Here is a 16,664-nt window from a genome sequence, read left to right on the forward strand (position 1 = left end):
TTCTTAGAAGCTAACATTAATTCTTTTGCTTCACGAACAGCTTGATCAGAAATTGGTACATGCACAGCCATTTGATCTCCATCAAAGTCAGCGTTAAATGCTGTTGTTACTAATGGATGTAGCTTAATTGCTTTTCCTCTGATTAAAACAGGTTCAAAAGCTTGAATAGATAAACGGTGTAATGTAGGAGCACGGTTAAGTAAAACTGGTCTACCTTCAATAGCTCTTTCTACATATGGTCAAATCATAGGGTCAAGCGATTCAACCTTTTTCTTAGCTGCTTTAATTGAATTAATTTGATCGTCAGATTTAATAATTTCTTTAACGATTCATGGTTCAAATAATTTAGCAGCCATATCACGTGGAATACCAACTTGGTGCATTTTTAGACTTGGTCCAACAACAATAACACTACGTCCTGAATAATCAACACGTTTTCCAAGTAAGTTTTGACGGAAACGTCCTTTTTTACCAGTAAGTGCATCTGAAATAGATTTTAAAGGTCTACTGTCTTTTGAAACAACAGGACTTGGTTTTTTTCTAGCATTATCAATAAGAGCATCAACTGCTTCTTGAATCATACGGTACTCATTTTGTTTAATAAGCATTGGCGCATCTGATTCATTTCATCTTGCTAAACGGTTGTTTCTTATAATGATACGACGATAAAGTTCATTAATATCAGAAGTTGAGTGTCTTCCTCCATCTAATTGCACTAATGGACGTAGATCAGCTGGAATAATTGGTAGATCATAAATTAACATACTTGTTGGTTTTTGGCCTGATTTAATAAACGAGTTAATAACTGTTAAACGTTTGTATAGTTTTGCTCTATCTTGACTTTTAGCACCAGTTAGGTTTTCAGCATTTTTATTAATTAAATCAATTTCAGCTTGAACATTTTGGCTTCTTGTTCTAAGTCGATATTTGTTAATAAATATTCAATAGCTTTAGAACCAGTACCAATTTTAGCAGTTGAATATTCATGAATTAATTCATTAAAGTCATAAAAGTCAACTCCAAAGTCTTTTCCAGTTTTTGAAGCAGCAAATTCTATTAAAGTATCATATCCTTCTTTAAGATCCATGTATTCATCACTATCTTTTGGATACAATGTCATTAATTCATTTAAAGCTCTTTCATAAATAACAGCAGCATCATTAACACTAATAATTTGATTTTTGTTTAATGATGTTAAGTTACCATTATCTAAAATAACATGTGATTTGTAATAGATAACTTGTTCCAAATCAGCCTTTGTTACAGTTGCATTTGAATTTGCAACTCTAAGTCCTAGTAATTTTGAAATGATTGAGTGATCTATTTTAAAGAATCAAAAGTGCACAACAGGATTTTGTAAATGAATATGACCCATTCTACTTCTTCTAGAAATTTTAGGAAGAATTTTTGGTTGATATTTAACACAAGATGGTGTTTTTGAACAAATTTGATTTTCGTCACTTCTTTTGTATTTAGTAGTACAAATAGGACATTTATAATCAGTTGTAGGTCCAAAAATTAATTCATCAAATAATCCTTCTCTTTCGGGTTTATATGATTTATAGTTAATAGTTTCTGGCTTAGTAACTTCACCATTAGATCATGATAAAACATCTTCATTTGTAGCTAGTGAAAGAATTATTTTGTCAATGTGTGTTTTTTCAAAGTTATTATTCTTCATTGCTTCCTCCTTCACTGTCAAAGTATTGTACGAATTCATCGTCATCATTTTCAAGAATATCAGATTCTTGAGTTTCTAATTTAATTCCTAATCCTCTAAGTTCATAACTTAAAACGTTAAATGATTCAGGAGTTCCAGGTTTTGGTAATTCTTTTCCTGTGGCTAATGCTGAATATAATGAATTACGACCTGTAATATCATCAGATTTATAAGTTAAAATTTCTTGTAGAACATTTGTTGCTCCATAAGATTCAATGGCTCATGTTTCCATCTCTCCAAATCTTTGTCCACCATTTTGAGATTTTCCTCCCAATGGTTGTTGAGTAATAAGTGAATATGGCCCAACACTACGAGCATGCATTTTATCATCAACCATATGGCTAAGTTTAAGCATATACATAATACCTACTGAAACTGGATTATCGAATTTTTTTCCTGTAATAGGGTCAATTAAGTAAGCTTTACCGCTTTTATCTAGTCCAGCTTCTTCTAAAACGTCTTCAATATCAGTCTTTTTAACTCCATCAAATGAAGGAGTAACAAATTTAGTATTTAATTTTTTAGCAGCAATTCCTAAGTGTAGTTCTAAAATTTGTCCAATGTTCATACGTGAAGGCACACCTTGAGGATTAAGCATAATGTCAACAGGTGTTCCATCTTCTAAATATGGCATATCTTCTTCAGGTAAAACAATAGAAATAACCCCTTTGTTACCATGACGTCCAGCCATTTTATCACCGACTTTAATTTTACGTTTTTGTGCAATTGAAACTTTTACTATTTTGTCAATTCCATCTTCTAAAATATCACCAGTTTGACGTGATAAAATTTCAATTCCAATAACAGTTCCATTGTGTCCGTTTTTAACTCTAAGTGATGTATCTTTGTCATTTAAAGGTCTTTGTTGTAAAACAGCCATTAATAATTTTTCTTCTTGAGAAGGATTTTCTTCACCTTTTGGAGAAACTCTACCAACTAAAATATCACCAGGAACTACTTCACTACCAACTCTTACAATACCCATTTCATCAAGATTTCTTAATGAGAATTTTGATGTATTAGGAATATCTGCTGTTAATCTATCATCACCAGCTTTTGAAGATCTAAATAAAACAGTTTGTTCTTCAATATGAACTGATGTATATACATCATCTTTAACTAAACGTTCATTTAATATAACAGCATCTTCATAGTTATAACCATTGTAAGTACTAAATGCAACTAAAACATTTTTTCCAAGTGCTAATTCTCCATCTTTAAATGAAGAACCATCTACTAATAAATCACCTTTTTTAACTTGATCACCAACTTTAACAATTGCTTTTTGGCTAATGATTGTTCCTTGGTTTGAACGCTCAAAGTTTTTTAGATAGTATTTATCTTTTGTACCTTTATCATTAGTTTTAATGTGAATTTTGTATGAGTCGACATATGTAACTTCACCATCATTTTTTGCTCTAAAGTTATAAGCTGAATATAAAGCAATATCTTTTTCAATTCCAGTAGCAACTAAAGGAGCTTCAGCTTCTAAAAGAGGTACTGATTGACGTTGCATGTTTGCCCCCATAAGTGCACGGTTGGCATCATCGTTTTCTAAAAATGGAATAGCTGCAGCAGCTACTGAAACCATTTGTTTTGATGAAACTTCTATAAAGTCTATTTCAGTAGGTTTTCCTATAATATAGTTATAGTCTTTTCTAATTGTTAATGATTCATCAATAATTTTATTATCTTGATCAACTCTAACTGAAGATTGAGCAAAAGCTAAACCAGTTTCTTCTGCAGCTGTTAAATATCTTAAATCTTCATAGTCAATAACACCTTCATTAACTTTAAAATAAGGTGTTTGTAAAAATCCTAATTCATTTACTTTTGCATATGTTGCATAGTTAAGAATCAGACCGATGTTAGGTCCTTCAGGAGTTTCAATTGGACAAATTCTTCCATAGTGAGTTGAATGCACATCCCGAACTTCAAATTGAGCTGTATCTCTATTAAGACCACCAGGCCCTAGAGATGTAACACGTCTTTTATTTGAAACTTCAGCAAGTGGGTTAATTTGGTCCATAAATTGGGCAAGTTTTGAAGAGTTAAAGAATGTTTTCATTTGATTTGTTAACAATTTATTATTTGTAACATTTTTTGAAGTAACTTTATCTGTTTCTTTAGCCCCCATTCTTTCACGGGTAGTTTTTTCTAATTTAGCTAGAGCAACATTTAATTGATTTTGTAATAATTCTCCAACTGAAACAATACGTTTGTTTGTCATTGAATCTGGATCATCATCTTGTCCTACGCCATCAATTAAGTTAAAGTAGTAACCAACAATTGCTACAATATCTGAAATTAATAAATGTTGTTCAACTGACTTAGGGTCATTAGCAATTACTAAAACTGGATTTTTTGGATTATTTTCCATTCATTTACGGTTTGGATAAACTTTAACAGTTGCAATTTTGCATCTTTTTGATAAAGATTTATTTTGTTCAACTAATTTATAGTAAACTTGTTCACCTCTTAAATTATCAATATAAACTGTTGCAATAAGACCTTCATCAAAGGCTTTTTGGATTTCTAAAGCAACTTTATAGTCAATAAAAATATCTTTTTCAAATAAAACATCACCAGCTTTTGATTTTAATTGCTCAGCTAAGTATGTATTTGTAATTCTATCGATTAATGATAATTTTTTATTTAACATGTAACGACCTGTTACAGAAAGGTTGTATCTTTTTCTATCAAATAAAATTCCAGGTAATAGAGTTTTTTTAGCTTCTTCAGAAACACGATCTCCTCTTCTTAAACCTCTAAAAAGTTCTTCTTGACAAGCATCGGTAATTTCTATGTCTGTTAAATTTTCTTGATTAACAAATTTATCTTTGTTAATTGTTTCTACTAATTCTTTACTATTTCCAAATAATTTGTAAATAGTTTTTACGTTTAAACCTAAAGCACCTAAAAAAGTACTTAAGTTAACACTTTTGTTTTTATCAATTTTAATTTTTACTACATCGGTATTTGAAGTAGTTATTTTATGTGAAATTTCTAATCATGAACCTAATCTTGGTAAAACTTCTACCTTGTTAAAAAGATCATCTGATTGTTTATTTCTAACACCACGACCAAAATAAGCACCTGGTGAACGAATTAACTGACTAACAATAACTTTTTCAGAACCGTTAATAATAAAGCTTCCACCACTTGTGATCATAGGTACTTCACCTAATAAAACTTCATCACTTTTAATTTCTCCAGTTTCAGTAATTTCTCTTTGTAATTTTGCATAAATTCTTGCACTAAAGTTCATTCCTTTAGCTTTACATTTTCTAATTTCTTCACCTTCTGATGGACCTTTTTTGTAAGGCAATTCAATTCTTAATGACTTTTTAATGTAATCAAGTTTAACTTGTTTATTCGATGCTTCGATTGGATAGTGTTCCATTAAAGCTTCTTCAATTCCTTCACTTAAAAACTTGTCATAGCTTTCTTTATTGGTTGCTAAAATATCAAAAACAGGTAATGAATATTTTGTTACTGAATAATCACGTCTGTATGTTTTAGGACCAAATTTATGTAATTTGTAATTTAACTCTGCCATATAACTCCCCTTAAAATATAAAATAATACTCCATTTTTTAGATGTGTATTAATTTAGCATTTATATATTACTAAAATATTTATTTTTTAATAGCATATTTTTTAGTTTTTATAAATAAAAAAAATATTTTTTTTACATCATTATTTCTCGTTTTACTTTTTACCAAAAAACCTTATTTATAGGTTAAAAGGCAAATAATAAAAATTAATTTTTTTGTTTTTAAAATTTATTTTTTTATTTATTTTAGAGAAATATTTTTTATGCATAAAAAGAAAATAAAAAAAGAGGGTTATTTTCCTCTTTTTTAAAGTGACATTTTATTAGTCGATTGATACTTCAGCACCAGCTTCAACAAGTTGTGCTTTAATAGCTTCAGCTTCTTCAGGTTTAATGTTTTCTTTAATTGCTGCTGGACAAGCATCAACAATTTTCTTAGCATCCATTAATCCGATTCCTAATAATTCTTTAACTACTTTAATAACTGCAACTTTGTTTGTAGCAGATTTTAATGTTACAGTAACTTCTGATTTAGCTTCATCAGCTTCTCCTGCTGGAGCTGCTGCAACAGCCATAGCTGCTGTTGGGTCGATTCCAAATTCTTCTTTCATTGCATCAACAAGTTCCATAACTTCTTTGATTGACATTTCTTTTAATGATTCGATAAATGTTTCTTTTGTTAATTTAGCCATAATTAATTTCCTTTCGCGATATTATTCGTTTTTTCCTTCACTAACTAATTTAAGTGAAAGAGATAATTGTTGTAGTGGAGACATAAGTGAACGTCCAAGAATTGCAAGTGCTTCTTCATATGTTGGTAAAGCAGCAACTGTTGCAACACCTTTAGCATCAATAACTTTGCCTTCGTATGTTCCGGCTTTAACAACCATGATTTTTGTATCTTTTGCAAATTTTACTAATAATTTAGCAGCAGACATATCATCACCGTTTGAAAAAGCAAAAATGTTTGGACCTATTAAGTGTTCTGATAATTCACCAAAACCTTGATTTGAAGCAGCTATTTTAAATAAACGGTTTTTGTAAACTTTAATTTCAACGTTTAATTTTTTAGCTTCTCTTCTTAAAGCTGATAATTCTTCAACTGTTAATCCACGGTACTCAGCAAAAGCAATAGCTTGAGATGAACTAATTTTTTCTTTAATTTCATTAACTACTTGTCTTTTAGCAATTTTTAAGTTTGATTCTGACATCAAGCCCCCCTTTCATATTTATAAATTATTTTGCAACACATTTTTAGAATATAAACATACACTCGGTAACATATTTAAGCATCGCCGTTACTGTCTTAATGTATTGCTTTGCTATTATATAGTATAAATTTATAAATTTAATTATTTTTTTAAAGAATATTTCTATTATTTATTTTGTAATTAATTAAATAAAAAATCAATGATAAAAAATGAAGCACTTTACTTCAAGAAACAAACGAAAAAATAAAATTTCTTTTGTCTAATGAAGTAAAGCTGATTCATTAATATAGGTATTACTTTAAATTATTTTTTTATAAAATATTGCATTGAACTTATTTGGTTTGGAATTAAATCTTGATTAGAATAAATAATATTGTTTTTTGAATAATTTATTTTTTTATTATATTTAGATAAATTAAAAACTAATTCGAATTTTTCTTCTTCAACTGTTAAGTTAAATTTTCTTAAAGAATTAAAGCTAAATAAATCACTAATTTTTCTTTTATATCAGGATTCTTGACTTATTTTTAGTTTTAATTCACTAAATTGTTTATGTCATTTATTATAATGTTGAATAAATATTTTTTCTGTAGGAATAACTACTTGTTCTGGTTTAAAAGAATAACCATAGAGTGAAGTAAGTTTTAAAATATCATTTTTGGAATAATCATTAACAAACAGTGGTCATGTTAAAACAATTGATAAATTAGCTAGAGAAATATATTCAGACATGCATGTATAAACATCAATAAAATTAAATGGTGAAGAGTTAAATGATTCAAAATTTAAATTATTAATAGAGTAGTTTAAGACTGAATGATAGCCATATTTGGAAATTTTATCAATCATTTTTAGCTGAGTATTTGAATTTTTGTTTTGATCTATTTTTACTCAATAATGTTCAAAAATATTTGAATTTTTAATGTCTGCATAAATATTTTTTTTCAAATTATCATCTAACAAAATCCCTATGCAAAGATCGTTCTTTCGAATATCTTTTAAATAATATTCAACTTCTTTAAGATTTTCTTTTGTTTTTTTATCTTTAGTTCCATCAATAAAATAAACCAACTCTTTAAAAATAAAACCAGCAGCAAATAAAAATTCTAGGTAAAAAGTTGTGATTTTTTTGACATTTTCTTTAAAAACATTTTGCCCATTTTTTGAGTCACTTATTTTAACGTTTTTTGTTTTTAAAAATTTTGACATATCTAATTTATTATTTTTATCATTATTTTCTGAAGCAACATAATGATTATTTGAAGCTTCTAAATTAGAGTATTGATTAATTATTTTCGAATAAGACAATAAATAACTTAAATTTATTTCATGAAAAACTTTAATTTTGTTTTCTTGTAAATTTTTAGCTAGTTTTCTTATAAGTTTTAAAATTTTATTTTTTGTTTCAAATATTTTGTCTTTTATACCTATAGAAAAGTTTAAACAATTAAATAAATCAGGAAATACAACAATAGTTTTATTATTTTTTATAACTGGGATATTCCTAATAATTGAATCAAAATATTTTTCAATTATTTCAGTATCCTCGCTATTTAAAACTTCTGAATTTATAAAAATTGTTGTTTCTTTAATCTGGTGATTGTTAAATGGTGATTTTTTAGTAATCTTTAATTTACTTAGCAAATTCTCTAATGAGAAAAGTTTCGAATGCTTGTTCATCATTTACTCCTGTTCTTTTTATATCTAAATCTAATTTTTCTAGATCTTTTATAATTTTTAATACTTTACTTTGTCCATATTGGACCAAAAATTCTTCGGCTTTTCTATATCTAATTTTATTTAATTTTAAAGTCTCAATTATTTCATTAGCAGAAAGTTTTGCTTTTTTAAACATAACTATTCTATGTGTTAAACAAACAAACGAACTTAATTGTCCAATTAACGACAAAATTGTGTCACCACTTCGTTTTCTTTCTGTATATTTTTTATAAATTAAAGAAAAATTTCTAGTAGCAATAGAATTTATGAATGAATATTGGTCATCTAATCCATAATCGCCTACACTCAAGTCAATAATTTCTTTTGTTATATTCAAACTTTGTGATAATAATTTCTTGATTTCACAAATAATTAACTCTAAATTATTAGGTAATTTTTGTGCAAGATAAAGTGCATCTAAAATAGAAATTTCGCCTTTGTTCTCAGTAACTATTTTTTTAATAACTTTAGGATAATCGCTTGGAGTAAAACTTAATGCCTCTTTATGTAAGGAGTTTTTTAGGACTAAATTTGTAAAAGGATTATTAATGATTTTTTCTTCTGAAAAAGTAAAAATATATTCATTAAAACTATCGTTTGTTAAATAAGAAATAAATTTTTTTTCATTAAAATTTATATCCTTATCTTTTTTCATAAACAAATAAAAATTCGGAAAAATAAATAATTTTTTCTCAGAAAAAATGGAAATAGATGACATTTCTAATGTTGCTAAATTTAAATCAAAATTATCCTCATATTTAAAGATATTTTGTGCTTCAAACATTTTTTTAACCTTATTTATTTCACTATTTATAAAATATTGTTCTTTACCGCTTATGAAAATCATATATTAATTATAATGGCTTTTTTATTTTGAAATTTATTTTCTTTAATTTATAAAAGTTAATGTGGTAAATTAACCAATAAAGACAAAAAAGAATACAAGGAATTAAAAAATAATTGAATTGGTTATTAAAATTTACTTGTCAAATAACATAACTTAAAATATTTAGTAATGTTTCTAAAAAATAATAAATTATTGCCAGATAAGGACTTATAAATCAAAATAACAAACTGTTTATAATGATAAATTCAACAACAGGAGTAATTATAAAAATATTGACAATCGAAAGTAAATTAATCGTATTTAAAAAATAAGTATTAAGCATTAAAGAAATAATATTTATTAATATTGATAAGAAAAAATATTTAAGTAATTTATTTTTTAAAAATTTAAATTTATAGTTAAATAAATCAATAAAAAAAGTAATTAAAAATGTATACCAAAAACCTTTTAAATAAGCATAATATGGATTTAAAAATAATAGTAAAATCGCTAGATGGAATGAGATGATTAATTTAAATTTTCTTTGAGCGTATTTATCTAAAAAATACAAATAAATAATAGCCAAATATGCTCTTAAACTCGATGCTGATTTATTAACAAATAAAAAATAAATGCTAATTATACAAATTGCAACTAATTGATAATGTTTAATATTAAAAAACTTTATAATTTTACTTATTAGCCTATAAATAAGTGAAAAATGAAACCCACTAATAATTATAATGTGCATTATTCCAATATTTTTAGTTAGATTAAAAATTTCATCATTGTTTTGCTGATAATATCCAAAAGTTAACAGCAAAAAATATTTTTTAAAATAATCATTTTGTTGTTCTGTAAAATCTAAAATTGTTTGTTTAAGTGACAAAAACGAGTTAATTATAGTTATATTTTTTATTTTTATTGAACCATTAATTTTTTTACTTAAATTAAAATAATTATTATCGTTTCATGAATTATTAGTAACTCATCCTTCTATTTTAACTTCATCATTTATTTTTAAATTGTAATTTTGATCTTTAAAAACAAATTTAAAATAATCGTTTTTTATTATGATATAGTCGTATTCAATATTATAAACTTTATAAATTCCATTTATATCTTTTAAAAAAATATTCATAAAATATTTAATCATTAAATAGTTGCAGATAAATAAAAGTATTAAAACGACTGAGATAAAAAAATATTTTGGTTTACACAAAAATAATAAATTGATAACAAACAGTAAAACTATTAAAAAATCGTTTCGTTCAAAATGTAATATTTTTACTAAAATAATTGCTTCAGTAAACAGTAAAATACTTGCTAATCTAAAATCAAGAATTTTTTTAATTTTTCAATAGTTTTTATTCCAATTCCACTTACTTCACTTAAATCATGTCATGAAATTCTCCTTAAAGTTGTTTTATTTTTAAAATCAATTAGTATCTTTGCGTATCTGTTTTCAATTCCTCTTGTTGCTAAGTCATTAATTTCTTTAATTTTTGATCAAGCTATATTTGCGCTTTTATAAGGAACAAATATTTCACTTTTAAAAGGTGCAAAATCATCTAATTCATATGAATCAATATTGGATTCTGGTAACAATCCTTGAATAAAAAACAATTCTCGGTATGTAAGTTTTCTTGTACTTAAATGTTTACCATTATGTTTAAACGCTCCTTTAGTTATGTATGTAAAAATTTGTTTTTCTTCATGTATAACATCATTTTTGGCTATTTTATAGTCAAAAAAAGAAAAATAAAAGATAATAGCACTGGTTGCTATAAAACAAATAAATAGAAAATATTTAAAATATTTTTTCATATTATTAAATTATTTTTAATTAACTAATTTACTAAAAAAATACAAAAATAGTTTTTTTCCTTTTTTAGATAAAGTGGTATATTTTATAAGCATTGGTTAACAGCTATTTTAAATAGAGGAAAGTCCGCTCTAGCATTACCTGCGATGGTAATAGTGATCATGTCAAATCTAATAAATTTGAGCTTAGACGACTAGTGCCACAGAGACGAGAATAGTGAAACGCGGTAAACTCCATGAGCTAGAAACCCAAATTTTGGTAGGGGAATTGAATAAAACTAACTGAAGTTTAATTCAAAATCGTAAGATTAGATAAATTGTTAACACTTTTTTAAAGTACAGAAAGCGGCTTATAGATGCAAAACAGGGCAACCTGTTTTTTTTATTTTTACTAAAATAAATAAAATTAGTTGTAGAAATGATTGCCATTTAAATAAACACTAATAAACTAAATAGCAACTTATTTTTTATAAGAAGCTTTAAAAAAAATTAATTTATAATTTAAATATATTTTTAATAGTAATAATTTGAAAGGAATCATCATGGACGGAATGGTAATGTGAATTATTTTTGGTGTTATTATAGCTGCTTTAGTTATCTTTTTTGCTTATGCAGCCATCAAAGATTCAATAAAAAATAAAAAAATAAAAAAAGAGAAGGCTGAATTTGAATTAGAAGCCAAAAACTTTTATAAAAAAGCAATAATAAAAACAAATGTAATAATAGAAAAAAATCAAAAATTACTTAGTGAATTCCAAGTAAGTATTGGAAAATACAAAATGTCAGAACTAACAGATACAACTAGAGATATACTAAGTGAACAAATAAAAGAAAAAGACTTTAAAATGTTTTTAATAAAAAATCCTGAATATGCTACTTTTGTGCAAAACTATGTTAATTTAATGGACACAAAAAGTAATAATTGATTAAAAAACAATAAAAATGAATTAAGTTATTTTGAGCAATTAAAAACAGACTTAGATCAAGAATTCTTTAATCAAGCACAAAATGAATTAAGTTTTGAAATAGAGGAAAAATATGAAAAACAACTTTTGAAGAACTCTAAATCTTCCTAATCGTTTAACTCTACTAAGATTAATTTTAGTATTACCTTTTATAATTTTATGTACGATAGTAACAATTTTATGGATGTATCGTTTCGAAAATAATGATGCTTATATTTATGGAATAAGAATTGTAATGCCTTTAGCTATTTTAGTTTTTGTTGCTGCAATGATAACTGACTTTTTTGACGGTTATATAGCTAGAAAAAGAAATATAGTTACATCATTTGGTAAATTATGAGACCCAATTGCTGACAAATTCATTACAACAACAGCTTTAATATTTTTAGCAGCTTGAAACATGATTCCAGTTTGATTGGTCTTACTTTTCGTGCTTAGAGATTTAGTCGTTGATGGATGTAGAAGTGTATTATCAAAACACTCAGTTGATATAGCAGCTAATATTTTTGGCAAAATTAAAACAATGCTTTTATCAATTGGACTTGTAATTACATTAATAGTTTTTACAGTTTATGCTCCATATAATGCAAGTTATTCATCGTTTTATTCAACAGTTAATGCTTATTGATTCACTTATGTAATTAATTTACCTATTTTAATAGCTGGAGCTTTTAATATAATAGCAGCTATACCTTATATTAAAAATGCATTATTGGTAATTAAACAACGTGGTTAGAAACGATTTAAATACCTGGTTTAATTTGCCAGTTTTTTTAAGTGAATTATTAGGTTTATACATTCTAGTTTTAGGCGGATTATTTTCTACATATTTAGCTATAGGTAAGCTAAATAAATTTAAATATACATATGCATTTTTTTATTCATTTTTTACTTTAATTTCATTTTTAATAGCTTGAATAATTCTTAATTCATTTAACAATTTTTCACTATTAAAAATGCCTATAATTAATCCTATTAATTTCATAATTACTTTTATAAACTACATAAAAGTTGAACAAAATTTTATGATATTAAAATCACTTTTATTTATAATTACAAGTCATGTTTTGGCTTTTATTTGTGCTGCATTAACATATAAATTAATTATCAAATATTTTAAAATAAAAGATAGTGAAAAAGTTCATTCAAAAACAAAATTTAACAAAAAAGAATTTTACTTATTAGTCTTATACACTATGATTTTAGTAGTATTTATTTGTATTATTCAATATCTTTTTGTAACCAAATTCAATTTAATAAAACCAGTAATTTCTGGAATAATCATTAGTATTTTTACACTTGTAATATTAATAATTTCAACTAATCATTCATATTTTAGTACTAATATTTTCATGGTAAGCACAAGCTATTTTTACTCAATTTTAAATAAAACTATAAAAAATAGAAACTACTATAAATATGCTTTAAATATTCTATTTCATATTTTAATTTCTATTATTGTAAGTTTAATTTTCGCCTATATTTTCTAAGAATATGGATAAATTATAAAACGGTAAACTAAAGCACCCAAAACTAAAATTAAGATAATCAAAAGTCCGGTTATAGCCAATATAACAGAAGATTTTTTGATATGATGATCGTGTAATGATTTGCTATTGAAATTATTTTCTTTAATAATTTCTTCGACTCTTTCTTTTTTCTTTTCAAAATCTGTGGCTTGAATAATTTCTATATTAGTTGTTCAAGTTTGTTTTTGATCATGATCATTTTGATTATTTGATTGCTTGTTTTCCATGAAATAATTTTAACAAAGTATATAAATAAAGAAAAATTAATTTTATAATTATCTAGGTCAATTACCCAAGTGGCTGAAGGGACCGCTCTCGAAAAGCGGCAGGGGATGAAAGTCCCGCAAGAGTTCAAATCTCTTATTGACCGCCATGCCACTTTAGCTTAGTGGTAAAGCACTTGACTCGTAATCAAGAAACACGAGTTCGATTCTCGTAAGTGGCACCATAATGGTGTTTTTTTTATTACATTTGCAAAAAATTAAATTAGCCAAATGCTTAGGCGATTATTAAGTATAATTTAATATAAATTATGAAAAATTTAGCTAATGAATTAAGACCAAAAAAACTTAGTGATATTGTTGGGCAAAAACATGTTGTTGAGTTATTACAAAAAATTGCATTAAACAAAGTTAAAATGAGCTTTATTTTTTTTGGTGAAAGTGGTATTGGTAAAACATCAGCAGCTTTTGCACTAGCAAATCAAATGAAGCTAAAAACTTCTTTTTTTAATGCATCAATAGACAATAAAAGTGATTTAGTTGAAAAATTAGCAAATTCTGAAATTATTATAATTGATGAAATTCATCGCTTAAATAAAGATAAACAAGATATTTTACTTTCCTATTTAGAATTTGACAAAATAATAATTTATGCAACAACAACAGAAAATCCATATTTTCGAGTTAATCCAGCTTTACGAAGTCGAATGCAAATTGTTTCCTTTAATAAACTTTCTGAAGAAGAAATCGCACAAGGATTATTACTTATTAAGGAAAAACACTTTCCTAAACTAAACATTTCTAAAGAAACACTTTTTGAATTATCTACCTATGGTGCAGGAGATTTTAGAAGTTGTATTAACAACTTACAAATGCTTGGCTTGTTGTGTAAAGATCAAAAAGAAGTCAACAAAGATGACTTAAAAAAAATAATACCTAATATAAGTTTTTATAGCGATTCAAATTCTTCTGCTCATTATAATAATTTATCGGCTTTTCATAAATCACTACGTGGTAGCGATGTAAATGCAGCTCTTTATTATGGGTTTTTAATTTTAAAAACTGGCGACTATCAAGGATTAATTCGTCGGATCAATTGTGTGGCTTATGAAGATATAGGCTTAGCTAATCCTAACATTACATTACGACTAGAAGCAGCTATTAATTCAGTGGAACGTCTAGGTTTTCCAGAAGCAAACTTAGCTCTTGGTTTTATTATTATTGATTTAGCTCTAAGTCCTAAAAGTAATAGTGCATATCAAGCAATAAGTCGTGTACAAAATGACATAGAAAAAGGTAAAATATATGAAGTTCCTAAACACCTAAAAGATGCGCATTATGCATCTGCAACAAAACTAGGTGATGGACTTAATTACAAATATCCTCATGACTATGAATTTAATTGAATTGAACAAGAATATTTACCAAAACAATTAAAAAATCAAGAATATTTTATTTTTGGAAGTACTGAAAATGAAAAGAAATTAAAAAATTATTGAACAAGTCTAAAAAACTTTTACAAAGGAGAAAAACATGATTAAATTCAATGAAATTAAAAACTTAGAAGAACTTAAAGTAGCTAAAAATTTAGCTTATTCTAAAGATGAAAAACTTATTAAACTAAAAGAAACTTTAAAAACTTGTCCTAAAGAACAAAAAAAAGAAGTCGGAATTCAAATTAGCCAACTACTTGAATTTTATGAACAAGAATTTAAAAAAGTTGAACTTAGATTACAAAATGAAGCAATAGCTCAAAAAATTTCTTCACAATACGTTGATGTAAATACTCCTGTTGAAAAACCTGGTTCACTTCATCCTATTACCTTAATTGAAAATCGTTTAAGAGATTGATTTTTAAATAATGGATATTATGAACAAGAAGCCGGTGAAATTTGTTCTGATTTATATAATTTTGAAAGACTAAATATGCCTTCAAATCACCCTGCTAGAGCAATGCATGATTCACTTTATTTAAATCCTACAACGCTTTTACGAACACACAACACAGGAGCTAGTGCTGTAGAATTAGAAAAAAATGTTAATAAAGAATTTTCTACTTTTACTATTGGAAAAGTTTATCGTAACGATGAAGATGATGCAACACATTCTCACCAATTTACCCAAATTGACTTTATATCAGTAGGAAAAGTTTCTTTTTCTAACTTAATTTGAACATTAAAGTCGATGCTTAGTTATGTTTTTGAATTAGAACTAGAAATCAGACTAAGACCTTCTTATTTTCCTTTTACTGAACCTAGTGTTGAAGTCGATATTTTCTACAAAAACCGTTGAATCGAAATTTTAGGTGCTGGAATGATTCACCCAAATGTTCTTGAATTAGCTGGTTACAACAACGATATGAACGGATTAGCTGGAGGTGTTGGAATAGAAAGACTAACAATGATTAAATACGGAATAGAAGATATTAGAGATTTATATAAAAACGACTTAAGAGTTTTGGAGCAATTTAATAATGAAATATAGCTGATTAGATTTATTACAAGTCGAAGGAAAAAAACCATATTTTCAAAAGTTATTAATGCATCTAGAAAAGTTTGAAAATGAAGGCAAATATATTATGCCTGCAAGTCCTGATATGTTTAAAGCATTTGACTACGTGCAAGACAATAACGTAAAAGTTGTTATTCTTGGACAAGATCCATATCCTGGTAAAGATGTAGCTGATGGTTTAGCATTTAGTACGAATTCACAAAAAACACCAAGTAGTTTAAAAAACATGTTTAAAGAACTTAAAAAAGACTATCCTGAAGTACAATTAGAAACAAATAGTTTAGTTTCTTGAGCAAAACAAGGAGTCTTACTTTTAAATACAGTTTTAACAGTAAATGAAGGCGAAGCTAATTCGCATGCTAATATTGGTTGAGAAACATTTACTAAAATTGTTTTAGAAAATGTTATTAAAAAAAATCCTTATGTTGTTTTTGGAATATTAGGTAATGCTTCTAAAGCGGTTGTAAATAAACTAGAAGTACAACCAAAAAATATTGTTTTTCTATCACATCCAAGCCCTCTTGGATATCACAAGTCATTTAAAGATGGACAATTCTTTAAAAAAATAAATAAAATTTTAAA

General features: G+C 26.1%; 13 protein-coding genes, 2 tRNA genes, 1 other RNA gene and 1 pseudogene. 8 read left to right on the forward strand and 9 right to left on the reverse strand.

Features of this window, described 5'->3' with window-relative positions:
• From MALL_RS04670 to MALL_RS01945, 8 genes and pseudogenes are all read right to left on the reverse strand, one after another.
• Window positions 1-1,720, reverse strand: a pseudogene (locus tag MALL_RS04670) (DNA-directed RNA polymerase subunit beta'); the annotation flags it as partial.
• Window positions 1,671-5,279 carry a DNA-directed RNA polymerase subunit beta gene (rpoB, locus tag MALL_RS01915; RefSeq protein ID WP_005683520.1) on the reverse strand — a complete coding sequence of 1,203 codons (3,609 nt, stop codon included), beginning with the start codon at window positions 5,277-5,279 and terminating at the stop codon, window positions 1,671-1,673. The gene rpoB and the pseudogene MALL_RS04670, both read right to left, overlap by 50 nt.
• A 320-nt stretch (window positions 5,280-5,599) precedes the next feature.
• The gene (gene rplL / locus MALL_RS01920; protein WP_005683535.1) at window positions 5,600-5,968 is read right to left on the reverse strand and encodes a 50S ribosomal protein L7/L12; all 369 of its coding nucleotides are present in this window, start codon (window positions 5,966-5,968) and stop codon (window positions 5,600-5,602) included.
• 21 nt (window positions 5,969-5,989) lie between these two features.
• Window positions 5,990-6,487, reverse strand: coding sequence for a 50S ribosomal protein L10 (gene rplJ, locus MALL_RS01925; protein ID WP_005683531.1), 498 nt, complete (start codon window positions 6,485-6,487; stop codon window positions 5,990-5,992).
• 303 nt (window positions 6,488-6,790) lie between these two features.
• Complete coding sequence (locus MALL_RS01930) at window positions 6,791-8,167, reverse strand: hypothetical protein (RefSeq protein ID WP_005683521.1); 1,377 nt, start codon at window positions 8,165-8,167, stop codon at window positions 6,791-6,793.
• Window positions 8,121-9,053 carry a DNA polymerase III subunit delta gene (gene holA, locus MALL_RS01935; protein WP_005683523.1) on the reverse strand — a complete coding sequence of 311 codons (933 nt, stop codon included), beginning with the start codon at window positions 9,051-9,053 and terminating at the stop codon, window positions 8,121-8,123. The genes MALL_RS01930 and holA overlap by 47 nt, the downstream gene beginning before the upstream one ends.
• A gap of 7 nt (window positions 9,054-9,060) precedes the next feature.
• Window positions 9,061-10,188: an MAG0480 family ComEC-like protein gene (locus MALL_RS01940; protein WP_005683526.1), complete on the reverse strand. Its 1,128-nt coding sequence runs from the start codon at window positions 10,186-10,188 to the stop codon at window positions 9,061-9,063.
• A 170-nt stretch (window positions 10,189-10,358) separates the two neighbouring features.
• On the reverse strand, window positions 10,359-10,859 hold the full coding sequence (locus MALL_RS01945; protein WP_005683530.1) for an MAG0490 family ComEA-like DNA-binding protein: 501 nt from the start codon (window positions 10,857-10,859) through the stop codon (window positions 10,359-10,361).
• Window positions 10,860-10,947: 88 nt separating this feature from the next.
• On the opposite strand from MALL_RS01945, the gene rnpB reads away from it, so the two are divergent.
• The 3 genes from rnpB (at window position 10,948) to pgsA (ending at window position 12,557) form a co-directional block, all read left to right on the forward strand.
• Window positions 10,948-11,214: RNase P RNA component class B (rnpB, locus tag MALL_RS04335), an RNA gene on the forward strand.
• A gap of 184 nt (window positions 11,215-11,398) precedes the next feature.
• Complete coding sequence (locus MALL_RS01950) at window positions 11,399-11,932, forward strand: MHJ_0274 family protein (RefSeq protein ID WP_005683534.1); 534 nt, start codon at window positions 11,399-11,401, stop codon at window positions 11,930-11,932.
• Window positions 11,895-12,557: a CDP-diacylglycerol--glycerol-3-phosphate 3-phosphatidyltransferase gene (gene pgsA, locus MALL_RS01955; protein ID WP_040545540.1), complete on the forward strand. Its 663-nt coding sequence runs from the start codon at window positions 11,895-11,897 to the stop codon at window positions 12,555-12,557. Before MALL_RS01950 ends, pgsA begins: the two co-directional genes overlap by 38 nt.
• Window positions 12,558-13,307: 750 nt before the next feature.
• Here the strand turns inward: pgsA and MALL_RS01965 are convergent.
• Window positions 13,308-13,577 (reverse strand): hypothetical protein, encoded by a 270-nt coding sequence (locus MALL_RS01965; RefSeq protein WP_040545542.1) that lies wholly within the window; start codon window positions 13,575-13,577, stop codon window positions 13,308-13,310.
• 55 nt (window positions 13,578-13,632) lie between these two features.
• On the opposite strand from MALL_RS01965, the gene MALL_RS01970 reads away from it, so the two are divergent.
• The 5 genes from MALL_RS01970 to MALL_RS01990 all read left to right on the forward strand — a co-directional run.
• A tRNA-Ser gene (locus MALL_RS01970) sits at window positions 13,633-13,723 on the forward strand.
• Between the two features lies 1 nt (window position 13,724).
• A tRNA-Thr gene (locus MALL_RS01975) sits at window positions 13,725-13,798 on the forward strand.
• Between the two features lie 84 nt (window positions 13,799-13,882).
• The gene (locus tag MALL_RS01980; protein ID WP_005683518.1) at window positions 13,883-15,112 is read left to right on the forward strand and encodes a replication-associated recombination protein A; all 1,230 of its coding nucleotides are present in this window, start codon (window positions 13,883-13,885) and stop codon (window positions 15,110-15,112) included.
• Complete coding sequence (gene pheS / locus MALL_RS01985; RefSeq protein ID WP_005683525.1) at window positions 15,105-16,055, forward strand: phenylalanine--tRNA ligase subunit alpha; 951 nt, start codon at window positions 15,105-15,107, stop codon at window positions 16,053-16,055. The genes MALL_RS01980 and pheS overlap by 8 nt, the downstream gene beginning before the upstream one ends.
• Window positions 16,045-16,664: uracil-DNA glycosylase (locus MALL_RS01990; protein WP_005683528.1), on the forward strand; the 620-nt coding region annotated here is incomplete at its 3' end. The genes pheS and MALL_RS01990, both read left to right, overlap by 11 nt.

Origin of the sequence: Mycoplasmopsis alligatoris A21JP2 (genome assembly GCF_000178375.1) — a bacterium.
GTDB classification, from domain to species: Bacteria; Bacillota_I; Bacilli_A; order Mycoplasmatales; family Metamycoplasmataceae; genus Mycoplasmopsis; species Mycoplasmopsis alligatoris.